This is a genomic window from Bacteroides luti (assembly GCF_900128905.1).
Lineage (GTDB): Bacteria > Bacteroidota > Bacteroidia > Bacteroidales > Bacteroidaceae > Bacteroides > Bacteroides luti.
The window spans coordinates 103,741-128,129 of sequence record NZ_FQTV01000008.1 but is presented as its reverse complement, the minus strand read 5'-3'; the positions used below and the strand labels follow the sequence as shown (position 1 = coordinate 128,129).

Here is a 24,389-nt window from a genome sequence, read left to right as displayed (position 1 = left end):
TAATTTTTTCTATTTTATCAGATTAGAGTCTTCGTCTTTGTAATTGTTCTTTGCAGAGAATAAATTAGTTGCATTATTTAATGCTTTAATCAATCTATTCAAAAAGCTTTTAAAAAAAGAACCATCGGCATTTAGTGTACTATTACCTGTTAGAGCTCTAGCCTTTCTATTAGTTATGAATACTAATTTCCCATATTCTTTTAAAGCATATGCTAATGAACCATCTTCCCCTCGGATAATATCTGTTCTGAATCCAATTTTGCGTCCCATTTCAGTATTAAATCCAAAAACCATACCGCGAACACATAATTCTGGCCGTTTGATAGATTGTAATAGTAAGTATATATCCCGAAGAAGTTCGTAGAAAAACAGACCAAATTTTGAATGATTTTTGTCAGACATAAAGCTCCAAAGAGAGAATACACAAGCTACCTCTGGCTTTCTTAGTTTGTCTATCATCGTTTGAATATAATGTGGGGGATAAAGAGTATCAGCATCTATGCAAATATAATATTTCCCCTTTGCATTGTCTAAACCGCACTGTCGGGCGTGTCCGGGTCCTTTCTTTGGTTCATCAAACCATTTTACACCACATAAGTCTAATACCTCAGTAGTTCTATCTGTCGAATTGTTATTTACTACAATAATTTCTATTGGAAAATCACAGATATTCTCACTCAAAGACCACAAGCAACTTAAAATCCTTTTTTCTTCGTTATGCGCTATTGCAACAACAGAAACAAGAGGATAGTCTTGCTTTTGCAACTTTAATTTGTGCTGAATCTCTTTTATTGTATTTTCTGAAATTTCTTCCAGCGACTTTTCAAAGATTGATAGATATTTCGTATACCAAGACATTTTAGGATTAAAATTTTGATTATTTTTTACTGCAATTTATTCTACTATTTTGAAAGAGAAGTTATACTGTCTAATATTTCATTTGCACAAATTTCAATATTATATTTTTCGCGGGCAAGTCTTTTTCCGTTTTCGCCCATTATTTTAGCTTCTTCTTTGTGTTCATAAAGATAAGTTATAGCTTTTATCCAGTCTGAAGGATCTGAAGATTTGACTTTGATTCCTATATGTTCTTTTTCTACATCAATAGGGTGATAATCGTTTGCTGATACAATAATTGGTTTTCCTAATGCAAGAGCTTCTACGATTGAAGTATGACCAACACAATAATTACATAATTCTTTTGATAAGGAAATTACTATACAATATGATTCTGCTGATTTTTTAGATAGCTCAAACATAGATAGTCTATTATTCTCTATTATATTAATTGAAATATTAGGGAATTTTTGCTTGTATTCTAATAAAAAACTATAGTCTTGAGTAAAGTTAATCTTGTTTGTATATATTTCTAATTTAAAATCTGTTTTTGAAAAAGATTGAAGTAAAATATTGAAATCTCTGTTTTCTTTACCTGTAGAAATAAAGAATTCATTATTTTTATTTGTAGATTTATTAATTTCTTTGTAGAAATCAAGCTCTACGCCCCAATGTAGTGTCGCTGTTTGTTCTTTAGTAATGAACCCCGTAGCAAGACTTTCTTCCATATTCAGGGGAGAATGGAAAAAAATTTGGTCAAAAGCTCTATATAAAAACTTGTAATAAAGTCTTTCAATAGAGTTCTTTCCTGTATAAATAGTAGTATGAGAAACTCCTAAAGTTTTAATTTTAGAAAGTTTCAGAGCTTTTAGTATAGCAATTCCTATTAATGGTTTAGTGAAAATATAGTGTAAAAAAACTACATCACATTTGCTATTTAAAATAATTTGTGTGTTTTTAATAATTCCTCTAATACCATCCATTTTAGATACTGATGAATATTCTATACTAATGCCTTTTTTTTGCAACTCTACCATACCATATAGCAAATGGCTGGGATATTTTCCTTGTTGATATAAAGAATAAAGAGTTTTTATTCCATAATTAAAATCTAAAATTTTCATTTATAGCCAAATTTTTAATAAGCAACCTCATTTATACTATTTAGTATTTCATTTGCACAAATTTCAATATTATATTTTTCACGTGCAAGCCTCTTTCCGTTTTCGCCCATTAATTTAGCTTCTTCTTTGTGTTCATAAAGATAAGTTATGGCTTTTATCCACTCTGAAGGATCGGAAGATTTGACTTTTATTCCTACATTTTCTTTTTCTACATCAATAGGGTGATAATTATTTGCTGATACGATAATAGGCTTTCCTAATGCAAGAGCTTCTACGATTGAAGTATGACCAACACAATAATATGATGCTTCTTTTAGTAAAGGTATTACTACACAAAAAGATTGAGCTGTAAGGTTTACAAGATGAATAGAAGTCTCTTTATTTCTAGTTACAAATTCTATATCTATATTTGGATATTTATTCTTAAGTTCTGAAAGAAATTCATAATTGTTTTCATAATTAGTCTTATTAGTATATATCTTAAGATCTAAATTTGTCTGTGAGAAAGCAGATATTAAAATTGGAAAATCACGATATTCTCTTCCTGTTGAAATGAAATAATCAGTTTTGTTTTCACTTGAGCATATTGTTTCATCTAAATAATTAAGATCAATGCCCCAATGTAATAATTTGAGTTTGTCAGATTTTAAAATACCAGTTGCAGCACCTTCTTCCATATTTTTTAATGAATGAAAAAATATTCGATCAAAAATCTGGTATACGAATTTACAAATTAGCCTGTTAATAAAACTATAGTCATCGTGAAAACTAGTATGGCTTACTCCTATAATTTTTATTTTTCTATATAATCCAATTTTTTTTAATAATGCAATTCCTAATAAAGGCATAATATAAATGTAAGAGCAAAAAAGAATATTGCATTTACTGTTAAGTATTAAGCGAGTATTATCAATAATGCCTTTAATGCCTGATTTACGTGAAGTGGACACATGTTTTACCTCATAACCTTTTTTTTCTAATTCAATCATTCCATATAATGAATGACTAGGGAAAGGACCTGATTTATATTGTTCATATTCAAATTCTTTCCCATAATTAAAATCTAGTATTTTTATTTCAGACATATTATTCTTTTATAACTGATTCAAATAATTTCACCCATTGCGTGCCTATATTTTCCATTTTAAAGCGATTGACAGATTCTATAGCTTTCCGCCCCATTTCGACTCTTTTATTTTCATTTTCTATCAAATAAACGATTTTTTTTGCCAATAAACTTATATTCCCATTTTCTACGAGAAAACCATCCTCTTCATTACTGATTATATCCTGAGGGCCACATGGGCATGCAAATGAAACTATGGGCAAGCCGCAAGCCATAGCTTCAGCTATTACAAGACCAAAACCTTCATACCGTGAACTTAAAACAAAAATAGAACTCTCCAGATATTTATCTATAATGTTATGTGTTGGACCATTGCAGATAAATGTTTTACTTATTCCTTTTTTAATAGCCAATTCTCTATATTGATCAGCATCTCCGCCTCCATAAATATTTAAGACCCAATCAGGGTGCTTTTCTGTAACTATTTTCCATGCATCCGTTAATAAATCAAACCCTTTCTGATAAGTATAGCGCCCCACTGCTATAACTTTTTTAGAATGGCAGTAGGAATAAATATTTGTATTGATTGAAATTGGATTGTATATAACTTGTATGTTTTTCAATTTAGGCCAATTAAGTTTATCTTCTTCGCTCAATACAACAAAAGCTGATAACCGTTTAACTTCTTTCAGTAAGTTGTTTATCCATAAGCGACTGATTCCTTTATTTACGAAATTTGGCAAAAATTTGAAGTTAACTTCTCTATACCCAATTCGTGTAAAATGTATTTCACCAACTTTTTTACTTCCATCCTGGATATCATTAATAAAATTGATTTCACGACGCATAGCTGTGACTGTTATATCAGGCTTTAGTTTAATTAAAAAATCAGTCAGGCGTTGTTTATATAGTCGCTGTTTCCACAAATAAGCAAATACTCTTTTGTAAATAGGTAGAGTGTAGAGTATATCAAAATTTACATGTACATTATGTAAATGTATCTTTTCTGACAATGGGAAATACGATGGCCCTTCTCCATCTTCTGTTAAAAGAACATGTACATCATAACCGGCTACATCAGCCATATAATTGGCTTTCATAGTGAGAACCCGTTCCATTCCGGAACCATTCCATATTCCTCCTATTATATAAACAATTTTAGTTGCCATTCATAATTAATTTATCAAATATATTATTCCATTGATCTCCAAGATTATCCATTCTGAATCGCTCTATACTTTTACTGGCTTTTTTACCCATAGTTTTTCTAATTTCTTCATTTTCTATCAGATAAATAATTTTTTCAGCCAATTCTTCAATGTTACCATTTTCTACAAGTAGCCCATCTTCTCTATCTTTAATAATATCTTTTGGACCGCAGGGACATGTAAAAGACACAGCCGGAACGCCACAGGTCATCGCTTCAACTATTACCATTCCAAATCCTTCAAAACGGGAACTTAGAACAAATATTGAACTTTCAATATATCGTTCTTTAATGTTAGAGTCCGGACCATTTAAAATACAACTTTTTTCTATCTGATATTCTTTTACCAAATTTATATAAGACTCGTTATTACCATCTCCATAAATCTGAAGTTCCCAATCCGGATGCTTCCTAGAGACAATGCTCCAGGCCTTTATAAGCAAATCAAAACCCTTTTGAGGAACATATCGACCTACGGCAATAACCTTTTTTGAAGAACAATTGGATAATTTATCTGCATTGAATGCAAGAGGATTCGGCATAACAATGACATTGTTTAATTCACTCCATTTAGCCTTGTCTTCATTAGTCAAACATATAAATAATTTTAATTTATTCAGATTTCTGATCAATTGTTTCATCCAGATATCTGAAATAAGTTTTTTTATTCTACTGTTTTCTCTTCCCTGTAAATCCCTGAAATTATCTTTGTTTATGTGTATTTCTCCAATTTTGATGCTTCCATCCTGAATTTGGTTAATGAAATTTATTTCCCTTCGCAACATTGATACGGTAATATCCGGTTTTAATTCCATTAAGCAACGTGTTAGTTTTCTTTTATATTCATGCTGCTTTTTTAGATATTTAAGTGCCTTTTTTGCAAAAGGAAGATGCCACAACTCTTCAAAATTTATATCAAGTTGAACGACTTTAATTTTTGGAGACAATTTGTAGTATGGTGGTTTTGAACCTCCATCAGTTAAAATGATCGTAATATCGTATCCTAATACTTCTGCAAAGTAATTAGCCTTTATAGTCAGCACCCTCTCCATACCTCCTGAAATATAAAGAGAAGGAATACAATAAGCTATTTTTCTTATGGTTGAATCTTGTTTAATCATATATCCCTGCATAAATCAGTTATTTTTTTCATTTGCATCTCCCATGATAGATCCTTAACAGAATCTCTTATTTCTACTGGAGATAATTTGCAATTATCATAAAAATTCAAAACCCGGTTTATATCTATCGGGGATTCATCAGCAGGTGCTTTTAATACATAAGGCATACTTTCAAAATCAGTATCTATTTCAGAATAGATAAATGGAATACCTCTGGCCGCATATTCTCTATTTTTTAAAGTTTTTATATTAATAATACCACTTCTGTGGCGTCCTAAACTAGCAATGCCGAAATCAGCTTCTTCAAAAACATCATCAAGGGTTTTACCAAATAATTGGCCGTGAAAAATAATATGTTTTTCTATACCGTATTTTTTGATTATTTCTTTAAAAACAGGCATTTCTGAATCTTCTCCAACTCCACCTACTATGTGAAAAAATATCTTTCTGTTATTATTCTGTTTATAATATTCTCCAATGCCGGTCATTACACGGTCAAATCCGTGCCAGTAATGTACCTCAGCTACTCCAATAAGATTGAAAGGAGACGGTTGTTTACGCAAAGTTTGTTTTAATGGTATTGTACTGAAATCTATTCCATTTGATATTTTTATTGTTTGCGCTCCAAATATAGAATCATAATCAGAAAATGTACTTATTCGGAATAATTGTTTTGCTAATGAACGGCAAAAAAGTTGATCCATTTTTAATTCTATTTGTTCCTTGTATGAAAAACCTTTATATTCCTGATCATAGGGATAAGTAGGGATTTCCATTATTACTTTTATTCCTTGTCTTTTTAATTTCTGCAAAAAATGAATAGTAAAAGGATTTGCGTTGTGATCGGAACGCATATACACCAATTTTATATCTTGTTTTATAATATAGTCGTAGATAGCATTGTAGCAGATTCTCTTTTTTAATGAAGCTAGTTTCCCACTACCAAAATCTTCCAGAATTTTATTGTTAATCATTCTGCAGCGGTGTCCATTAGTTAACACATCATAGTGACATAAGTCTACATAATGTCCCGCATCACGTAAACCTTTCACCTGATTGAATATTTTTTTACTTATTCCACTAACTTCGGAAAAACCATGAAATACAAGGAATAGGATTTTCATTTTTATGTATATAAGTTAGCGATCTAATTATAAATGCGAAAATATATTTCTTGTTTCCATAAACAACTTGTAAGAAGAATTTTAGGTAATTCGCCTGAGTAGTAAATACCATCAGGAGAAATAGCTTTCATATAGATATTTACAGATTGAACCTTCGCTTTATGTTCTTCTTTGTTCATTGAAAAATAGCGTACATTTTTCCATGGAAGCTTTATGGTATCTTTAAAAGGCATTGTATACCAGAACCATACACAATAGGCATATAGTTTTGTAGATGTATCTTTTATTATATGTTTTATTATTAGATGGGCTTGTACATGATCATTCCAACCATCCATCAAATGAGGAACATAAATAGCATCGGCATTTATTCTATTTAATATGTCTTTAAGTCTTGTAATTTCTGGATCTTTGCTGCAAACATTGCCATCTATAAAGTTTAGGAAATATATATTTTCTTCTTTTATACCTAAAATAATTGCCGATTTATTTGTTAAGTCACGTCTAGTTACCTTTAATGTTTCTTTTTCTATTGATTTAGCACTAGTGCAATTCTCTCCACCTGTTAACATAATTAGTGATATAGTACATCCACTTTTAGTAAGATGAGAGATTAATCCTCCACATCCTAAGGCTTCATCATCGGGATGTGGAGCAACAATAATAACATTCGTAGATAATTTATGCTTCCGTCCACATATCAAGGCTAATATTCTTAAAATACTATTCCGAAAGTAACGATAGATATACCTGATTGTATCCATGTTTTCTTATTTTAAAGAAACAAAAAGTTGTTCCCATTTTTTCATAATTTCATCGGCTTTATACTTCTTTACATTAGAGTACCCAGCTTGTCCCATTTCTTTTCTAATATTTTCATGTTCTATAAGGAAGCATATTTTCTCAGCCATTTGTTGTGTATCTCCATCTGTCACTAAAAATCCGTCTATCCCCTCTCTTATAATGTTGCGTGGTCCGCTAGGGCAGTCATAAGCTATGCAAGGAAGTCCACATGCCATTGCTTCTATTAATACCATACCAAATCCTTCATAGCGAGACGTCATTATACAAAAAGAGCTCTCAATATATTCTTTAGAGATATTTGGAGATGATGGTTTAAATAAAATAGAATCAGACAGTCCTTTTTCTTTAGCAATATTGATAAGGCTCTTTTTTAATGTGCCTTCTCCATAAATTTCCAATATCCAATCCGAATTTTTTTTTACCACTTCACTCCAAACATCGATTAGCCGGTCATGTCCTTTTTCTATTTCAAATCGCCCTACACTTATTACTTTTTTGTTAGTGTTATTACTTGTTATTTGTGGATAAAAAGGCAACGAATTGGGTATTAAAATAGAGTTTCTTACTTTTGACCATTCTAATGCATCATCATTTGTCAACACAACAAGAGAATCAAACTTCTTAACTGTTTTTTCTAACTTTGCTCTCCAGATTTTCCCTACAAATTTATAAATAATATTTCTTTTCATCATTGACTCGAAGTTGCGGACATTTTTTCTTGTAGTATGTGCTTCCGCAATTTTCTTACTGCCATCATTAATTGATGTTATAAAATCGATATCCCTCCCAAGTGTGGAAATTGTAAAATCGGGTCGTATTTTCATTAATTGTTTCTGTAGCTCTTTTTTATATTTTCTCATCAATTTAAAATAAATAAAGCCTCTTACAAAAAAAGAATGATTGTATTGTTGCCCAAACATAATGTCGAGGTTGATAAGATGTATCTTAGGAGATAATGCAAATTTAGGAACCTCTTTACCTTGCGAATCGGTTATAATATATACATCATATCCAAAACATTCAGCGAAATAGTTAGCCTTTTCTGTAATTACTCTATCTGCCCCTCCAACGGTTGTTAAAGCTGTATATATATATGCGATTTTCATTAATTATCCGTGTTTTTTTGTGTTATACAAAGATATACTTTTTTTTGTATTTTTTTTATATGGGGATTATTTTGTAGATTCTTTAAATGTTTTTTATTTTAAGAAGATGTGTTTTTGAAGCTTTATTGAAGTTTATAACAAATTTTATATATTCAAATAAAACTTATTGTTTTGAAGTTGCTTTAGTGACAGAAAAGTATACTGAAGCACTGTTTTCGATGTGCGTAATTTGTCTTTGATGTGGCATTTTTGTATTGTTTTTGTTTTTTTGCCATAAGTAAGATAGCCTTTTTATCTAGACTTAATTTTTAATCAAAATTGGCTGTTCCATTTTTTTTTGTTTTATATTTGTTTTAAATAATAATTAAAAATGAAAATAGCTGTTGTAACTCCAGGAATACTCCCTGTTCCTTCAGTAAAAGGAGGAGCCGTTGAAACGTTAATAGATTACATACTTGAATACAATGAATGTTTTCTTAACCATGAAATAATAGTTTACGGTATCGATGATAATAAACTATCTGACTTTAACTTTTCTAATTTTAAAAAAACCAGATTTCATTTATTTAATCAACAATCTGTTATATATAGATTAAAAAGGAAATTGTATAGTTATTTTAATTATAATTACTATTATAATTCTTTTTTAGATTATTTTGCTGTTGCAATAAGAAAGGAAATATCTTGTTTGCAATTTGATGTGGTTGTTGTTGAAAATCGCCCGGGATTTATTTTGCCATTATCTTTATGTACGAACGCAAAAGTTGTACTTCATTTACATAACGATACATTAGATAAAGAAGCAAAAGATGCAAAGAAAATACTAGATAAATGTGCGAAAATATTTACGGTCTCTAATTATATTAAATCTAAAGTGGATACAATTATGCCTACTGATAAAGTTCAGATAGTGTATAATGGTATTGATATTGAAAAGTTTAGAAATCCGTCTCTTTTAGAAATTAATAGAAGTAATTTCGGATTAAAAGATGATGATTTTGTTGTTGTTTATGCTGGCAGAATTGAACCTATAAAGGGAATTAAAGAATTGATTGAGGCATTCTTATTATTATCTGATTATGAAAAAATAAAACTTCTGATTGTAGGAGGTGGAAATGGTAACAATGATGAAAGTGAGTTTATATCAGAAATGCATAAATTAGCTTTATCAATACCTGAAAAAGTTATTTTTACTGGTTTTCAATCTTATGGAAAAATACCTTCTATATTGAGTCTTTGTAATATGGGTGTTATCCCTTCAATCTGTGAAGATGCTTTTCCTTTGTCCTGTATTGAGAATATGACCATAGGGTTGCCTCTTGTAGTGACAAAATCTGGTGGAATACCAGATGCTGTAGATGAAGAGTGTGCAATTATTGTTGAAAAAGACTCTGACTTAGTCTCGAATTTGGCCACAGCTATTTTAGAATTATATATAGATGAGGATAGAAGATTGAAAATGTCTACACATGCAAAAGAACGTTCTAAGTTGTTTAGTAAAGAAAAATATGCGTTATCTTTTTTTTCTAATTTATAAAGGATTGTGAGTTATTTTTCTTATTACTGAATATATTCTAATTAAAAATGCAACAAGACTATAGATAAATCTATTAAAACCATCAGTTTTGTTTAGAATAGGGGTGAGCTCTAAAAGAGGAGAATCTGCTTTAGCAAATCTTATGTAATCAACGTAAATTCTCTCTAAAAGAATCCCTTTTAGAACTTTTTCTCGTTCAAATATACTGAGTTCTGTATTTGTAGAACTGATGCCCGAATCATCAAAATCAGTAACAATTATTTCTATATTTCTAAAAGAACAATTCTTGAAAATTAGTACATCGATAAAAAATTTCCAGTCTGAAATAACTTTATAGTTTTCATCGTAGAGATTATCCTCAAATAGGCTCCTTTTAATAAAAGAAGCTGGATGTGGTATAGTGCCTTTAACAAAATCGAGCATTGTGATTGAATCGAAGCGATGTCCGAAAGGATAGTCCATATTTCCCTTTATATATTTTCCTGCAACAATATCAGCATTACAAAATTGTAATACGTTCTCTAATACATCTGTTTGATGATAAGAATCCCCAGAATTCATAAAATTACAATATTCTCCTGTAGATTTTAGTATACCTTTATTCATAGCATTATAAATACCTTTATCAGGTTCCGAAACCCAATAATCTATTTTATCAGCATATTCTTTGATAATTTCTACACTACCATCAGTTGATCCTCCGTCAATAATTATATATTCGTAGTCAGAATAAGTTTGATTTACTATGCTTTCAATTGTTTTTTTTAATCCGTTGCAGTTGTTATAATTGATTGTTATAATAGACAGTTTCTTCATATTTGTATTTTAGTTTCGTAATTATTTAGGTTATCTATTACCTAATAGAAGAAAATTTAAGGATTTATTTTTTTCCATTATTATTATCAAACCGGTTGCAAATATAATTAAAATTAATGCTGTTATTAAGGTACTAACAAAATTATATAGTATTATATTATTACTATTAAAATTGAATGCGATTAACTTGTATTCCAAAAGTATACTTTGAATTATATAAATGCCTAATGTTCTTTTTCCAATATTTTGAATTAAATAAAATAGCCTATTGTTAATATTATCAAGATGCTTTAAAATATAAAATATTGATAAACTACCCGTTGCGCCAATAAAATATCTAAAAAAAACAATTTTTATTTGCTCATTAAACTTTATTGGGTAGAGCGTTAAATTAGGCAGAGATAGTTTGTAAAAAGCCATACCTGTGATATATATATAGTATTTTATTTCCCAAAAGAGAAATAAAATAATAAAAAGAGGAAAAGTGGTTAATATTATATATTTTCTTCTTTTTAGAAATAAATATTTTTGGTTATTTAATAGATATCCTAACCAATAAAATGGATACATATATTTAAATAAGGATGTAAAGATGGAATTATCTGGGAGCAATAGTAAGATAAGAAAAGATAAACAGAAAGCCCAAATTTTATTTTTTATTAATTTGCAGCTAATGAATGAAAAAATTAGACTCAAAAAAATAGCCCATATAAACCAAAAATTTTTAATAATATTTATATATGCATATGGAACATATTTTATCGATGGGAGTGTATCGTCAGATAAAAAGGAGTTGATATATATAAAAAAAAGCCCAATAATTCCCCATGTAAGGCATGGAATGACTAATTGGATAAATCGTCTTCTTAAAATTGAATAGAAAGATCTTGAGAAATTATTAGCAAAGAAATATCCACTTAATAACATAAATAATGGCATATGAAAACTATATATTATTTCGAATAGAGGGTTAGAATAGTAATTATTATTTTGATAAGATATTGGATCACAATATTCAATGCAATGTCCCCATATTACTAAGATCATACAAATTCCTTTTATGAAATCTATGAAGTTTATTCTTTGCATATTACTGCACATATATTTATTATTTAAATATTTTATAAAATATAGGGACTCTTTTTATAGCATCCATCATTCCTGGTGTTGAGACTAAAAGTATTATAAAATAGAATAAAGTAAATGGAATAACTGTGCAGGCACCATATAGTAAAAACTGCTGAATACTTTCTTTTGGATGAAAAGGAAGGAATTTAGCAGCAATGGTCATAACTGTAAATGATGTTATAAATGTTATATAATATCTAATAGTTCCAGCCCAATAGACTTTTACTGGAACTTTTAATCCCTTAGTGAATAGATAATAAGGTTTCCACAATACAATTATAAAGCAAATACTAATGATTTTTCCAAGCAAGATTCCCCAAATTCCCCACTGAGTTGCTGCTGCTACTGTAACAGTTATATTTATAATACCTTCAGCCCATGCAGACCAGGTATCGGCATATAAACCGTGAGCGTGATTGAAAATATCAACAGCTCCACGAGTTTGCATTATAAATAAATTTACTAGCAAAAGAATTAAAATTATATGATCTAATTGATATTTTTCCCCTAGCCACAATGTTACGAAGGGATCCATTAATTGGAAAAGTGAGAAAACTACAGTTCCCGCGATAAAATAACGAATAGACATTAACTCCCAGAATACTTTTATTGTGTTTTTTTTATTCCCTTCTGCCACTAAATTCCCAACTCCGGCATTAACACCATCAAGTGTTGTATTTATCATAGTAATCAATTTATTTATTATCATGGCGTAATTGCCATAGAAAGCTACCATTTTTAGTGATACAAAAGCGAAAATCATTATTTCATCGCTCTTACTCAGTAGGAAATCTTTAATTTGATGTACAAAAACCTGTTTGGTATTAATTAGTATTTCAGGATGTTTTTTTAATAATATTTTCCCTTCATTTTTATTGGTTTTTAGCCAAGGGTATTCTTTATCAATTTTCCAGTTTAAGATAACACATGCTATTATTCCAAATAGAAATTCGATAGCGACCCATAGATATAAATTTTTATAAGTATATGCCAATGCTATTTGTACAATGGTTTTAATTATGCCAGCTGTTTGAAAGTAAGCTGATACTACATAGTTTTTTTGATCGGCGCTAAGTAATATTTCTCTGTAATTAATAAAGTATCCTATTAAAGAAGAGCCTAGATAAGATGCAAATGTAAAATAGATAATACCCATGTTGAATATGGTATTTCTAAAAATAAATGGGAAAGAAATACTAGCGATAACTCCACCTATGCCAATAATTATGCCTATTTTTCGGTATAAGTAACCAAAAATAGACATTATTTCCATTATTTTATCCTTATTTCTTTCTTGTATTGGCTTAAATAAAAAAAAGCTAATACATGTTCCGATTCCTAGTTCTGCAAGATTTAGAATTCCGAGAATATTCTGTAGTGTACCTGTGAGCCCAATAAAGTCGGCTCCTAAACAATCCAAAAATATTTTTCGGGAAAAGAAAGAGAAGATTAAAGTTAGAAAATAAAAAAATAATCCAATTTTTGCATTTAGAAGGCTCTTATGTAGTCGTGAATCAGACATTTTATATAGTAGTATTGTGTGATTTGAATAATAATATAAAAATCGTTTTTATTCGCAGATGTCTTATATATCTAAACTTTATGCAATGCAAAAAAATTAGATATCGTTCTTTTGCAGAAAGTACATATGCGTTTCTTATAATCACATTTAGCATTATTTTTATATATCTGCATATTATTGCTTTTTCATATTCTGTTTTTCTTTCAATATACTCTCTAAGTTGTTCAATTACGGTAAAATAACCTTCAATATTCTTCCATGAAAATTGTTTTGTCATTGTAGAATTCCCTCTGACTCTCCGCTTAAAGTAGTTTTTGTTAATTCGTCCAACTCTTTCTGCTTCAATATACAGAATGGCAGAGAAAAGCTCATCTTCGTGAATTATTCCAGGATAGAAATTGAGCCTGATTTTGTGAAGGTAGCTGAGTCGGATAAAGTTCATCCATGGTGCAACTCTATAAAGGTATTTGTTTATTAATTCATTTAATAACTCAGCCCCATAATACACTTTTTCTTCAATCTCAGTACGGTGATAGTCAATTGAAAAAGATATTTCTTTGTTCTCACAAATAATATCTGCATCAAAAAAAACAAAATCCAGACTTTCTGCTTCACATTTGTTATAGCAACATTCCAATGCATCTAAGTCGAGCAAGTCATCACTGTCCATAAAGTAAATGTATTCACCTTTAGCTATGCTAATACCTAAGTTTCGGGCAACGGACTGACCTTGATTTTCTTGACTGTATATCTGTACTCTATTATCATTTTCTGCAATTCTACTTATAACTTCTAAACTTCCATCAGTAGACCCGTCATTAATTACTATAATTTCAATTTCTTTTAATGTTTGGTTAATAATGCTCATAAGAGCTTCATTTACATATTGTTCCGTGTTGAAAACGGGCATAATAACACTTACTTTGGGTTTTGTCATAAGTCGGCCTGTTGGTAACTTTCTTAAACTATAAAACAAATATAGCATAATCCTTTAATAAAAAGGAACTATTTTTGCGCATTTTTTTAAGAAACAGAAAGAATATGAATAAACAACTTAAAACAACAGTCATGAAAGAAGATTTAGAGAAAGAAATGCAGGAAGTACAGAACGAAATTGATTTTCATACAAAAGAACTGCATAAAAAGCTGACAAAGCAAAAAGAGTTATCAAAAAAGTTAGGGCGGAACAAGAAATCGATTCCGCTTGAGTGGACAGTTTCTCCACATCTTTTTTTTTCATGCACTAGAACAATGGATTGAAGATGGTTGGTTACTGACAAATGGTGGCGTTAATCGCGTACTTACAGCACATATTCTTAGCCAATTTATTCGCTTCCGCTCTTCAAAAGGAGGAAAAGATCAATATCTTTCGGAAAGTACAGTGTGCCAGTATATGAAAAAAGAGCACCTAAACGAGGATTACTAGCTTCTGCTTTTGAACGAATAATTTATATTTTAGGAATTAATTGAAGATATAAAGTTTTACATAACTGGTAATGAATTAGTTACAGGTGGATAATTTACTTCAAAAATACAGACAAATAGTTATAAATAATTTTCTAGTAAATGTAGAACTTTGTATCTCTAATTTTAATGAATAATAAATGAAGAACATTACAGTTTTTTCTGGTTTTAACAAACCACTGGGGAATAAGGATTTGCGGGAGTTTTTGCGCGATGTGAAGAATGGTCGTTTTAGGGATGAAGTTGAAAAGATTCGTTCGTTAATCAGGGAAGGAAATGAAGAAGAGGCCCAGAAGCTGAAGAAGTTGCTTACCGCTGTCACTATTTGCGCACTGTATATCGGTGGTCGAAGAGATGCAAATCTTACAAAATACTGTGGAATGGTGGTTCTTGATCTCGACGATCTTTCGCCCGAAGAGGTGGTTCGCCTGCGAGCTGTGATTGAAGCGGACAAACATACGTATGCTTGCTTTGTAAGTCCGGGAGGACTAGGGTTGAAGGTGCTGGTTCCTGTTGCTCGTGAAGATGGCTTATTGCCTGTCGATATAGAAGAAATAAAGAAATTTCACCGTGAGGCGTATAATAGGGTGATGCGCTATTATAAGGCTTTAACTTTGGCTACTATTGATGTGTCGGGTAAAGATGTGGGCAGACTTTGTTACGTGAGCTATGATCCGCTTCTTTTTCTTAACGAAAAGGCAGCTGTTTTTATAGCCGAAGTTAAGGGTGATAAAGAGATTCTCCTAAACAAAGATGTGAAAAGTGAGTGTGCTGAAGAAGTGAGTGCAGAAGCCATTTTTAGCAAGTGTGTGCGTTATACCACGAAAAAACAGACTTACAAAGAAGGAAACCGCAATGTGTATATAAATCTGTTGGCTAATAATTGCAATAGGAGAGGGTTGCCCAAGGAAGATACGGAGCGTTTCTGTCTGGCAAAGTATGTTGATATGGAAACAGAAGAGTTGCTTTCTACTATCCGCAGTGCTTATACTCATGCTTCCGAGCATGCTGTAGCAAAGAATACCCGGAACACGCAGGGTATTTTTGATGACGTGGAAAATTTTCTGACTGAAAATTACGAGCTTCGCTATAACGTGGTGAGTACGAGGATGGAGATTCGTAAAAAAGATTCGAGAAATGACTTCGAGAATCTCACGGACAGAACCGAAAACTCTGTGTGGAGGGCGGTAAACAAATCGGGCATTAAATGTAAAATGAACGATGTTCGTAGTCTCTTAATGTCCGATCTGTATCCCTCTTTTAATCCTTTTATAGCTTATTTTCAGAAACTTCCCAAATGGGATGGACATGATTACATTGCTCAGCTGTCTACAACGGTTAAAACGGATGATGATGCATACTGGCTTTTTTGCTTCCGTAAATGGTTGGTGGCCATGGCGGCTTCCTTGTTGGATAAAAACACGGTGAATCACGTGGTGCCGGTGTTCTGTGGAAATCAGGGTAGGGGTAAAACCCGCTGGACGGTGAAACTTCTTCCACCCGAGTTGCAGGTTTACTATGCCACTGCATCTATTATGGAGCAAGAAAAAGATTTGTTGTTGAAACTCTCTCACCGTGCCCTGGTCAATATTGATGAGCTCGAGGCTCTCAAACCACGAGACATGGCAAAGCTGAAGAAAATCATCACGCAAATCAGTATAGACGAGCGCAAAGCTTACGGGCGTAACGAGGAGACCTACACTCGCCATGCGTCTTTGTTAGCTTCCAGCAATAACCGGAAAGTATTGAATGACCCCACAGGGTCGCGTCGTTTTATCACTTTTTTGGTGAATACTCTTAATGATGCGTTTACTATTGATTATTTGCAACTGTATGCACAGATTAAGCACTTAATTGACTCCGGCTTTCGCTTTTGGTTCAACATTGAGGAGATTGAAGAACTGGACATTCACAACGATAAGTTTCGGTCTCGTTCTCCCGAAGAGGAATTTTTATTTGTCTATTTTCGTAAACCATTACCCGGAGAAAGCTGTCGTTCACTGTTGGCAAGTGAAATTTCAAAGCGAATTTCGGAGAAAACAGGCTTGAAAATTACTCCTTCGGGGGTAAATCTTCTTGGAAAAGTGCTGAATAAGCATGGATTTGAGTCGAAAAGACATAATAAAGGGGACGTTTATACCATTTATGAGCTCGATTTGAATGAAGTTGAGCGAAATAGTAAAACAATAGAAAGTCAGCCTCAAATTGCTGAAAATGAGTCTTTAATAGCAGAACCGGAGCTTCCGTTTTAATTAATTTAGTGATAGGAGTGATAGGGAAAATACATATTTTGAACTTTATTATAAGGGGGTAGGGGCACTCTATAGGATGCCACTGCCCCCTCTATAGAGTGTTTAAAATAGCGATATTTGCTATCACTCCTATCACTATTTTCTTTTTTTCTTAAGTCATATTAAAAAAAGAGACTTGAAACTTTGGGTAAAGTCTCAAGTCTCTTTCACAAAAATGACTGGATATTTTTTTGAAAGTTGTTTTTACGGTTCTCCCAGGAAGGAGACAATCAGTTGTACTTGTCGGGGTGTAAATAAACGGTCCATTTTGCTGAATCCAGTGCAGATTAGCTGCTCGCTTAATTCTTTGTTGTGCTCAATCCACTTCATCAATGTACGTTGAGCCGAACGGTCGCACAGATGTGGATTGTATTTTCTCGATAATTCTGTTTTTGAATAGCTCTTAGGTTTAAATTTTTCTTCCATAATTAATGTTTATTCTTTCTTTATTAACCTTTTAAAGGTACTAAAAATACTTCATAAAAGCAAATTATGACAAAATAAAATAACGTTTTTGTTAGAATGCAAAGTAATGCAGAAACAGACAGGTTTATACCACTTTATACACCCTAATACTAGCTGTGCAACATTCCGCACTCGTCCACTTTGGGGTGTTGTATCTTTGTAAAGTCGAAAGGGAAGGGCCCCCCTGATAAAGTTATTAAACCATTAAAAACAAAAAACATGAGCGTAAAGTATTCAGTAGTAGAGAGAGGAAATCCAAGAAGAAGTTCAGATCCTAAAAAGTTCTATGCCCAGGCACAAGGTAGCGGTGAGATGGATTTTGACTCAATGTGCGAAGATATTTCCAACCGTTGTACGGCAACCAAAGCAGATATCTCCGCCTCAATATCGGGAGCATTAATAACCATTCAGCAAAGTCTCCGCAAAGGAGAAGTAGTTCGCTTTGGAGAGTTTGGAAGCTTCCAGGTTGGTCTTCGCAGTCGGGGAGCAGATACCCAGAAAGAATTCAACGTAGGTTTTATCAAGGGAGCCAGAATTACTTTCCGTCCCGGGAAACTGCTTACCAATATGCTGAAAACCCTTGAATATAGTCAGGTGGCTAAACTCCCTGTAAAAGTAACCAATGGCGGTAACGAAGTTGGGACAGTAGCCGGATAGTCACTAATAAGTTAAGCACAACAGCAAATGAAAGTAATCAACGAGTTATTGAAAGTATTCACCCTGGTGCTTCCCTTCCTCAGGAAGAAAGACGCTAAGGAGATGCAGGAATTCACCGAACTGGTAAAGGGCCAGTTCGACTATCTGATGGAGCAGATCAACCGGTTCGAAACCGACTATTTTGAACTCTCGGAGAAAGTGCGCCAGATGTACCAGGAGATTATCACCCTGAATGCTCAGCTTAGCGAATCACTGAAAACTCAGTGCGCGGTGCCAAGTTGCAAGGAACGGCAATAGAAAGCGGGCATAAGAAAAGATGAGAAAAATTAATCTGATTGTGATTCACTGTTCCGCTACCTGTGAGGATAAAACCTTTACGGAGCGGGACGTGGACACTGCCCACAGGGCAAGAGGTTTTCGCTCTGCCGGTTATCATTTCTACGTTCGTAAAGACGGAGCCATCAAATCCATGCGTCCGCTTCAAGAACAAGGCGCGCACGTCCTGGGCTATAATGCCCATAGCATTGGCATCTGCTACGAAGGTGGACTTGATAAGAACGGTACTCCCGCAGACACCCGAACTCCCGAGCAAAAGCACTCCCTTCGGGTTCTGGTTCTCACCCTGCTGAAAGACTTCCCCGGCTGCAGGGTAACAGGTCACCGGGATCTTAGTCCCGACCGCAATGGCAACGGGGTTGTTGATTCTTCTGAGTGGGTGAAATTTTGTCCCGGATTTGATGTTAAGGAGCTTTTATCTAAAAATTTTTGATTAGATTGGGGATGTAGGTGTTAAATTGATCTCCCGCTGATAAGCTGTTTTGCTTGTTGGTGGGAGGTTTTGTTTATTAATTAATTCCCATTTGAAAATATGGAATTGGTTATTATGTATTTATTATCGATAAAAAATTTGCTTCAAATTATTTTAGTTTCTTATATTTGTCTTAATTTTATAAATTACGTAGATATATGATAAAAAAAATATTAGATAACAGAGCTGCGCTTATGGGGGTAATGATAATTATGATTATGATATTTCATACCAGATTACATTATAATTCTCATTTTACTCAAATATTTGCAGGGTGGGGATTTGGAGGAGTCGATGGTTTTCTTTTTTTGTCAGCTCTAGGTCTGTTTTATTCTTTTACAAAGGATAATTGTACTCTATCTTTTTATAAGAAAAGATTTATAAGAATAATTCCTTCGTACTTTGTAATTGTTTTTTTAGCTAATATAATTAGAGGAAATACTAATATAGCAGATATTTTAATTCAAATATCGACCATTGGTTTTTGGTTCCCTTCTTTTCTGAATTATTTCGATTGGTTTGTTCCTTCTATAATAATCCTTTATCTTTTTTTTCCGTTATATTATAAATTCTTTTTTCTATCTCCGCTAAAAGTAACAGTTGCATTTATTGTTATTTTTATTATATTATCTTTATTGTATGCTTTGAATAATGGTTATAATATAAATATGATGTATTTTTTATGTAGGGTTCCTGTATTTTTACTTGGGGTGCTATTTGCATACTATAACTATTATAAATTATCTTTCCTTGATAAGAGAAAAAGTATTTATATATCTGTGTTTGTTGCAATAATGGGTTTTATTCTTTGGTTTTTTTTAAAGGTTTTACTAACATATAATCAGTTTAATAGTAGTACATTAAACTGGACTCTGTTTGTTCTAATAATTCCTGGTTTCTTATATTTACTTACATTCTTAATTGAGTCAAATAACCTCTTAAATAGAGTGCTGAGCTTTTTAGGTGGCATAAGTTTAGAATTGTATTTAATTCATGAACATGTTATTTTTAAATATGCAACTACGTTAAAACATTTGATATCTAACTCTTTTCCTTTAATTCTAATTTTTCTTTTTTTATCCTTAGTCTCTGTTTTATTAGCATTTGGAATTCATAAACTAGTTTCATTATTTGCAACAAAACTCTTATGAGTACTTACTTTTTTTTATTCTAATCCATTCTTTTTTGTCAAAATTATATTGTTTTATAATTTTTGCAGGGTTTCCTGCAACAACGCATAAAGTAGGAATAGAAAGTGTTACAATGCTACCTGCAGCAACAATACTATGTTTTCCTATTTGTACACCGGACAGAATAACGGAGTTTGCACCTACCCAAACATTATCTTCAATAATTACCTGAGAGGTCGATACGCCTTGTGAAGCGATTGTTTTATTAACATCCTGAAAGTTGTGATTAAGCCCGGATATTGTTACGTTTTGGGCTATATTTACATTATTACCAATTTGAACTGGACCAATAATTGTATTTCCTAATCCAATTCGTGAATTGTTGCCAATAATCAAATCTCCAACAGCATTATTTAAACAAGAAAAATCTTCAACAACAGAATGGTTACCCAATATAAATCTATTAAACGGAACAAGGTCTTTTCGTACACTACGATATATCACAGACCCTTTCCCTTTTTTCAAATAGACAAACTGAAACAGTCGTATCCACCACTGGGGACGTGTTTTTACTGGGTGCATAATAAAATTAAGCAATAAACATTTTAACTTTTTGTGTTGCTTTAATCTGGTTTTTAATTGTTGAAAATCCATTTTTTATTGTATTAATGTTCACCGTGTTCTGTGTGAATAAACTTTTTATTGACTCCTTTCATTCTGAATAAATTGAAAAACATATTGATAGCAAGTAAAGGAACCGTCCAAATAGCTTTTTTTAGCTGTTTATTCACAAGATAATCTGGAATAGCCATGCATAAAGCTAGAAAAAGTAAAAGTAGCAATATCCACCATTTTATGGACCATTCCCAATTTATTAAAGTGGTTATAATAGATAATAATCCGATAAATCCAATTAACAATACTCGGGGAAGCATGATCCATTGAGCTATCTTATCACAATAATCGATGTTTTTAGTAAAGATAGCATCAGGCAGGTCCGGTAAACCTTGCCATAAAGAAGCAAACTGGGCAGATAACCATCTGCGACGCTGATTGTTGAATGCATTTTCTTTTTGTGTTTTCTCATCATAAACAGGTAAATCGTCCATATAATCAATATAGATTCTTTGTTTTAATAATAGCATTTCCAACTCTTTATCTTCACCAGCAGATGAAACTTTTTTAATATTCTCTTTAAACCACTTATATTCAAAAGCCATTCCAGAACCAATTAAAGCGGATGAAAGTCCCAATTTTACATGACCTATTCTAAATATTGAATTATTAATCTCTTCACTCACTGCATCCAGTATGGCAGTACTTGTATTCAGATTCTTTGCCATACGATGTGCCTGAATAACGTTTGCGCCACATTCATACGCATTGCCTAATTGCTGTAGGAAATCAGGCTGAACAGTGTTATCAGCATCTAGAATTACAATCATGTCATACTCACGATCTACTAACATATCCATTGCAAAGTTCAGTGCTTTTGCTTTCGAACTATTTTCGAAGTCAACAATCAGTAAATCGATAGGTAATAGCTCAAGTTGTTGATTAGTCATATCTTCCATCTTGTCGGAGATCACAACAATATCATAGTTCTCTCTTGGATATTTTTGTTGCAAGAAAGAACGTACAGCCTGTTCTATAACTTTATCTTCTTTATAAGCCGGAAATAGAACAACAAAACGGTATTTCTTTTTAGCTATAGGATAGGAGTAGTTCCTCTTCGATATACTTGCTGCCGCAAATATAAGAAGATATCCCACGGAGAGTGCCATGAGAAAAAAGAGTATAGAGTCTATAATGTCTAAAATTATTAGTCCATCCATCCGTTAAACAACTTTGTGTTCTAACTTAAAAAATGCGAATATCCCTTTGAATATAGCTTTTGCTAAATCTGTTCTGCCTTTCAGAAGAAAAGACAGCGTATTCTTTGGAGCAGCAACCACCAGCTGGTACAAAATGGATACCCATCGAGTGATTCCGTATCTGTTACGCCAAGCGTACAATAGCCGGTTGCGGGTGAGATAAAAAGTACGCAGATAACTTTGCTGACCAGTACTTTGACTTTCCTTGTGATAAACAGTGCAATGAGGTTCATACCACAATTCATATCCCGCTTTTTCTATTTGGGTGCTCCAATCCAGCTCTTCATAGTAAAGAAAATAAATTTCGGGCATATATCCTACTTTTTCTAGCACTTCTTTTTTTACCATCATAGCTGCACCATGACAATAAGGAGTACGAATAGGAGTGTCAAACTGTCCATTGTCTACTTCTTTAAATCCGATAAGATCATTTCGCAAAGTAATTGGGCTCAATGGAATGTAACCGGCAAACTGAATGTTGCGTGAAGGAATAGCAAATTTAATCTTTGGTGAAACTGCTCCAATTTGTGGGGCACTTTCCAGTCTTTTAATTAAATAATGAAAAGTATTCTCTTCAATAAACGTATCGTTATTCAATAAAAAAATATACTTTCCTTTTGCTTTGCTTATTCCTAAGTTATTTCCGCCTGAAAAGCCTAAATTCCTCTCACTTCTTATACTTATAATATATGGATATTTCTCTTGCAAAAGTACTGCTTCATTGATTTTTGATGCATTATCGACTACAATTATTTCATAAGGAAAAGATACATGTTCTTGGAGTGATTTAATTAGTTCACCCGTATCTTTCATTCCATTGTAGTTGATGGTTATAATGGATAATTCAGGCAAGTTTTTCATGATCTTCTAATTCTTTATCGTAATATTTACCCATGAAAACTATTGCAAAGCATATAAAATAGAGATAACAAGTCGGATATTGTCCTAATATTTCGTTCCCATAAGCGGAAGCTGTCATACCAACTACTCCTGCAAGTAAAGCAGCCAATATTCCTCCTAATTCTTTGTTTTTTATTTTAAAAAGAATAATATATCCACCCAATATTATTCCCATAAATAGAAGCATAATGTATAAGGATAATCCTATTATTCCTGTTTGAACCCAAATATTAACAAACCATGAATCTCTTGGAGTAACTGAAAATCTATAGTCGGGGCTTTTGGGGTCATGAACATTACCAAATCCTATTCCAGCTCCAAACGGAAGATCAATTAAGTATTTTTTAAGTATCTTCTGGTTTTCTAATCTTATATTTAAGGATGAATCGTTTGTGTCAAAAGCAGAACGCATTCTTCTGATTAAACTATTGTTATTTCCAATTGTGGTAAAATTGAGAAAACAAAAAGCAGTAGTAAGTAATAAAATAGAGGATAATGCTAGCTTTATATTTTTTGATATTAATACAAAAAAAGTATATCCTGCAAATGGTACAGCTAATGCCCCACGAGTTCCTGAAATGATCATGCCATATCCTCCAGCTAGGGCAACAATCAAGAAATAAATTTTAAGCCATTTGCTTTTTATATAAAAAGCGGCTATAGAAAATACCACAAGCGAAAAACCCATATTTGAACCATAATTTCCGGCATCAGAAAAAAAAGAAAAATATCTGATACCTGTATTTATTAGATGAGTCTTTGCCCCTCCTCCCACGTATAACCAATATAATTCAGTAGAGTCAAATCCATGGTTCTTTTGCCAGTATCCTTTGAAGGCTGCAAATATTGTTAAAATGGACCACAGAAATAAAATAATGTTAATATGTTTATATTTATTTAATGATATGGATGTTAATATTATTATAATAATTGGGTAAAAAACTATGCTACGGACCTTTGTGTACCAGTCAGCGAAAGATGGTAATTTGGGGTTTAATAATTCCATTAAACAAAAAATTAACCAAATAAAAATTAAGTATGTTAAAGGATTAAGAGCTCTTTCCCAATTGATTTTTATAAAATTATTTTTCAAAATTATGCCTAAAAATGTAAATAACATGATAGAATCCATTAACACACTTATAGGTACAGGTAGTGAATAGTATCTAGTTATCCCCATTATTGCATAGTTATTTATGAAAAGAATCATAAAACTCCATATCGGATTTTTTAATAAGAAATATAGGGCGATTGCAATGAATGGAGAAGCAACTACTATATAGCCAAAATCACACCCCCTTTGTATTGTTGTTTTGTAAAATAGAACAATAAATGCCAATAAGCCCATGTATACAAAGATTTTTGACATGATAAATTTTGCTATATTTTCGAGCAGTTCTCGCATTTT

General features: G+C 32.1%; 24 protein-coding genes. 7 read left to right on the top strand and 17 right to left on the bottom strand.

What is annotated here, in order from left to right:
• Positions 1-9: 9 nt before the first annotated feature.
• Genes BUC21_RS08995 through BUC21_RS08960 form a run of 8 tightly spaced genes read right to left on the bottom strand, consistent with a single transcriptional unit; the run spans position 10 to position 8,389 of the window.
• Complete coding sequence (locus BUC21_RS08995) at positions 10-858, bottom strand: glycosyltransferase family 2 protein (protein WP_073401416.1); 849 nt, start codon at positions 856-858, stop codon at positions 10-12.
• Positions 859-902: 44 nt separating this feature from the next.
• A complete protein-coding gene (locus BUC21_RS08990) occupies positions 903-1,961 on the bottom strand; it encodes a glycosyltransferase (RefSeq protein WP_073401414.1) in 1,059 nt (352 codons plus the stop codon).
• A gap of 14 nt (positions 1,962-1,975) precedes the next feature.
• Entirely contained in the window at positions 1,976-3,046 is a 1,071-nt protein-coding gene (locus BUC21_RS08985; RefSeq protein WP_073401412.1) for a glycosyltransferase, read from the bottom strand.
• 1 nt (position 3,047) lies between these two features.
• Positions 3,048-4,196 carry a glycosyltransferase family 4 protein gene (locus BUC21_RS08980; RefSeq protein ID WP_073401410.1) on the bottom strand — a complete coding sequence of 383 codons (1,149 nt, stop codon included), beginning with the start codon at positions 4,194-4,196 and terminating at the stop codon, positions 3,048-3,050.
• Entirely contained in the window at positions 4,186-5,355 is a 1,170-nt protein-coding gene (locus BUC21_RS08975; RefSeq protein WP_073401408.1) for a glycosyltransferase family 4 protein, read from the bottom strand. Before BUC21_RS08975 ends, BUC21_RS08980 begins: the two co-directional genes overlap by 11 nt.
• Positions 5,352-6,479 carry a glycosyltransferase family protein gene (locus BUC21_RS08970; protein ID WP_073401406.1) on the bottom strand — a complete coding sequence of 376 codons (1,128 nt, stop codon included), beginning with the start codon at positions 6,477-6,479 and terminating at the stop codon, positions 5,352-5,354. Before BUC21_RS08970 ends, BUC21_RS08975 begins: the two co-directional genes overlap by 4 nt.
• 23 nt (positions 6,480-6,502) lie before the next feature.
• The gene (locus BUC21_RS08965; RefSeq protein ID WP_073401404.1) at positions 6,503-7,243 is read right to left on the bottom strand and encodes a PIG-L deacetylase family protein; all 741 of its coding nucleotides are present in this window, start codon (positions 7,241-7,243) and stop codon (positions 6,503-6,505) included.
• Positions 7,244-7,249: 6 nt separating this feature from the next.
• Positions 7,250-8,389 carry a glycosyltransferase family 4 protein gene (locus tag BUC21_RS08960; RefSeq protein ID WP_073401402.1) on the bottom strand — a complete coding sequence of 380 codons (1,140 nt, stop codon included), beginning with the start codon at positions 8,387-8,389 and terminating at the stop codon, positions 7,250-7,252.
• A gap of 370 nt (positions 8,390-8,759) precedes the next feature.
• On the opposite strand from BUC21_RS08960, the gene BUC21_RS08955 reads away from it, so the two are divergent.
• Complete coding sequence (locus BUC21_RS08955) at positions 8,760-9,926, top strand: glycosyltransferase family 4 protein (RefSeq protein ID WP_073401400.1); 1,167 nt, start codon at positions 8,760-8,762, stop codon at positions 9,924-9,926.
• On the opposite strand, the gene BUC21_RS08950 is transcribed toward BUC21_RS08955, so the two are convergent.
• The 4 genes from BUC21_RS08950 to BUC21_RS08935 form a co-directional block, all read right to left on the bottom strand.
• Positions 9,921-10,742, bottom strand: coding sequence for a glycosyltransferase family 2 protein (locus BUC21_RS08950; protein ID WP_073401397.1), 822 nt, complete (start codon positions 10,740-10,742; stop codon positions 9,921-9,923). The two genes, BUC21_RS08955 and BUC21_RS08950, sit on opposite strands and share 6 nt — an antisense overlap.
• 30 nt (positions 10,743-10,772) lie before the next feature.
• Positions 10,773-11,789: an acyltransferase family protein gene (locus BUC21_RS16770; protein WP_175550509.1), complete on the bottom strand. Its 1,017-nt coding sequence runs from the start codon at positions 11,787-11,789 to the stop codon at positions 10,773-10,775.
• A gap of 61 nt (positions 11,790-11,850) precedes the next feature.
• Positions 11,851-13,392 carry a polysaccharide biosynthesis protein gene (locus BUC21_RS08940; protein ID WP_073401393.1) on the bottom strand — a complete coding sequence of 514 codons (1,542 nt, stop codon included), beginning with the start codon at positions 13,390-13,392 and terminating at the stop codon, positions 11,851-11,853.
• Position 13,393: 1 nt separating this feature from the next.
• Positions 13,394-14,329: a glycosyltransferase gene (locus BUC21_RS08935; RefSeq protein WP_175550508.1), complete on the bottom strand. Its 936-nt coding sequence runs from the start codon at positions 14,327-14,329 to the stop codon at positions 13,394-13,396.
• A gap of 131 nt (positions 14,330-14,460) precedes the next feature.
• Here BUC21_RS08935 and BUC21_RS08930 point away from each other — a divergent pair, with 131 nt between their 5' ends.
• Both BUC21_RS08930 and BUC21_RS08925 read left to right on the top strand, forming a co-directional pair.
• Positions 14,461-14,652 (top strand): hypothetical protein, encoded by a 192-nt coding sequence (locus BUC21_RS08930; protein WP_175550507.1) that lies wholly within the window; start codon positions 14,461-14,463, stop codon positions 14,650-14,652.
• A gap of 344 nt (positions 14,653-14,996) precedes the next feature.
• Positions 14,997-17,108 (top strand): BT4734/BF3469 family protein, encoded by a 2,112-nt coding sequence (locus tag BUC21_RS08925; RefSeq protein WP_073401387.1) that lies wholly within the window; start codon positions 14,997-14,999, stop codon positions 17,106-17,108.
• 243 nt (positions 17,109-17,351) lie between these two features.
• On the opposite strand, the gene BUC21_RS08920 is transcribed toward BUC21_RS08925, so the two are convergent.
• Positions 17,352-17,573, bottom strand: a complete 222-nt coding sequence (locus BUC21_RS08920; RefSeq protein WP_073401385.1) for a DUF4248 domain-containing protein — start codon at positions 17,571-17,573, stop codon at positions 17,352-17,354.
• Between the two features lie 258 nt (positions 17,574-17,831).
• Between BUC21_RS08920 and BUC21_RS08915 the strand changes: the two genes are divergently transcribed.
• From BUC21_RS08915 to BUC21_RS08900, 4 genes are all read left to right on the top strand, one after another.
• Positions 17,832-18,269 (top strand): HU family DNA-binding protein, encoded by a 438-nt coding sequence (locus tag BUC21_RS08915; protein ID WP_073401383.1) that lies wholly within the window; start codon positions 17,832-17,834, stop codon positions 18,267-18,269.
• 27 nt (positions 18,270-18,296) lie between these two features.
• Entirely contained in the window at positions 18,297-18,566 is a 270-nt protein-coding gene (locus tag BUC21_RS08910) for a hypothetical protein (protein ID WP_073401381.1), read from the top strand.
• Positions 18,567-18,585: 19 nt separating this feature from the next.
• Positions 18,586-19,038 (top strand): N-acetylmuramoyl-L-alanine amidase, encoded by a 453-nt coding sequence (locus BUC21_RS08905; RefSeq protein ID WP_073401379.1) that lies wholly within the window; start codon positions 18,586-18,588, stop codon positions 19,036-19,038.
• Positions 19,039-19,235: 197 nt separating this feature from the next.
• Positions 19,236-20,228, top strand: coding sequence for an acyltransferase family protein (locus BUC21_RS08900; RefSeq protein WP_073401377.1), 993 nt, complete (start codon positions 19,236-19,238; stop codon positions 20,226-20,228).
• Here the strand turns inward: BUC21_RS08900 and BUC21_RS08895 are convergent.
• From BUC21_RS08895 to BUC21_RS08880, 4 genes are read right to left on the bottom strand one after another with little or no spacing between them, the layout of a single operon-like run.
• A complete protein-coding gene (locus BUC21_RS08895; RefSeq protein WP_073401374.1) occupies positions 20,223-20,861 on the bottom strand; it encodes an acyltransferase in 639 nt (212 codons plus the stop codon). The genes BUC21_RS08900 and BUC21_RS08895 overlap by 6 nt on opposite strands.
• 11 nt (positions 20,862-20,872) lie before the next feature.
• Positions 20,873-22,042: a glycosyltransferase family 2 protein gene (locus BUC21_RS08890; protein ID WP_073401372.1), complete on the bottom strand. Its 1,170-nt coding sequence runs from the start codon at positions 22,040-22,042 to the stop codon at positions 20,873-20,875.
• A 3-nt stretch (positions 22,043-22,045) separates the two neighbouring features.
• A complete protein-coding gene (locus BUC21_RS08885; protein WP_175550511.1) occupies positions 22,046-22,945 on the bottom strand; it encodes a glycosyltransferase family 2 protein in 900 nt (299 codons plus the stop codon).
• Positions 22,926-24,386 carry an O-antigen ligase family protein gene (locus BUC21_RS08880; RefSeq protein ID WP_073401367.1) on the bottom strand — a complete coding sequence of 487 codons (1,461 nt, stop codon included), beginning with the start codon at positions 24,384-24,386 and terminating at the stop codon, positions 22,926-22,928. Before BUC21_RS08880 ends, BUC21_RS08885 begins: the two co-directional genes overlap by 20 nt.
• Between the last annotated feature and the right edge of the window lie 3 nt (positions 24,387-24,389).

Coding starts and splice junctions, on each gene's coding strand:
- BUC21_RS08995 (WP_073401416.1), bottom strand. CDS start 858: ATGTCTTGGTATACGAAATATCTATCAATCTTTGAAAAGTCGCTGGAA.
- BUC21_RS08990 (WP_073401414.1), bottom strand. CDS start 1,961: ATGAAAATTTTAGATTTTAATTATGGAATAAAAACTCTTTATTCTTTA.
- BUC21_RS08985 (WP_073401412.1), bottom strand. CDS start 3,046: ATGTCTGAAATAAAAATACTAGATTTTAATTATGGGAAAGAATTTGAA.
- BUC21_RS08980 (WP_073401410.1), bottom strand. CDS start 4,196: ATGGCAACTAAAATTGTTTATATAATAGGAGGAATATGGAATGGTTCC.
- BUC21_RS08975 (WP_073401408.1), bottom strand. CDS start 5,355: ATGATTAAACAAGATTCAACCATAAGAAAAATAGCTTATTGTATTCCT.
- BUC21_RS08970 (WP_073401406.1), bottom strand. CDS start 6,479: ATGAAAATCCTATTCCTTGTATTTCATGGTTTTTCCGAAGTTAGTGGA.
- BUC21_RS08965 (WP_073401404.1), bottom strand. CDS start 7,243: ATGGATACAATCAGGTATATCTATCGTTACTTTCGGAATAGTATTTTA.
- BUC21_RS08960 (WP_073401402.1), bottom strand. CDS start 8,389: ATGAAAATCGCATATATATATACAGCTTTAACAACCGTTGGAGGGGCA.
- BUC21_RS08955 (WP_073401400.1), top strand. CDS start 8,760: ATGAAAATAGCTGTTGTAACTCCAGGAATACTCCCTGTTCCTTCAGTA.
- BUC21_RS08950 (WP_073401397.1), bottom strand. CDS start 10,742: ATGAAGAAACTGTCTATTATAACAATCAATTATAACAACTGCAACGGA.
- BUC21_RS16770 (WP_175550509.1), bottom strand. CDS start 11,789: ATGATCTTAGTAATATGGGGACATTGCATTGAATATTGTGATCCAATA.
- BUC21_RS08940 (WP_073401393.1), bottom strand. CDS start 13,392: ATGTCTGATTCACGACTACATAAGAGCCTTCTAAATGCAAAAATTGGA.
- BUC21_RS08935 (WP_175550508.1), bottom strand. CDS start 14,329: ATGACAAAACCCAAAGTAAGTGTTATTATGCCCGTTTTCAACACGGAA.
- BUC21_RS08930 (WP_175550507.1), top strand. CDS start 14,461: ATGAAAGAAGATTTAGAGAAAGAAATGCAGGAAGTACAGAACGAAATT.
- BUC21_RS08925 (WP_073401387.1), top strand. CDS start 14,997: ATGAAGAACATTACAGTTTTTTCTGGTTTTAACAAACCACTGGGGAAT.
- BUC21_RS08920 (WP_073401385.1), bottom strand. CDS start 17,573: ATGGAAGAAAAATTTAAACCTAAGAGCTATTCAAAAACAGAATTATCG.
- BUC21_RS08915 (WP_073401383.1), top strand. CDS start 17,832: ATGAGCGTAAAGTATTCAGTAGTAGAGAGAGGAAATCCAAGAAGAAGT.
- BUC21_RS08910 (WP_073401381.1), top strand. CDS start 18,297: ATGAAAGTAATCAACGAGTTATTGAAAGTATTCACCCTGGTGCTTCCC.
- BUC21_RS08905 (WP_073401379.1), top strand. CDS start 18,586: ATGAGAAAAATTAATCTGATTGTGATTCACTGTTCCGCTACCTGTGAG.
- BUC21_RS08900 (WP_073401377.1), top strand. CDS start 19,236: ATGATAAAAAAAATATTAGATAACAGAGCTGCGCTTATGGGGGTAATG.
- BUC21_RS08895 (WP_073401374.1), bottom strand. CDS start 20,861: ATGGATTTTCAACAATTAAAAACCAGATTAAAGCAACACAAAAAGTTA.
- BUC21_RS08890 (WP_073401372.1), bottom strand. CDS start 22,042: ATGGATGGACTAATAATTTTAGACATTATAGACTCTATACTCTTTTTT.
- BUC21_RS08880 (WP_073401367.1), bottom strand. CDS start 24,386: ATGCGAGAACTGCTCGAAAATATAGCAAAATTTATCATGTCAAAAATC.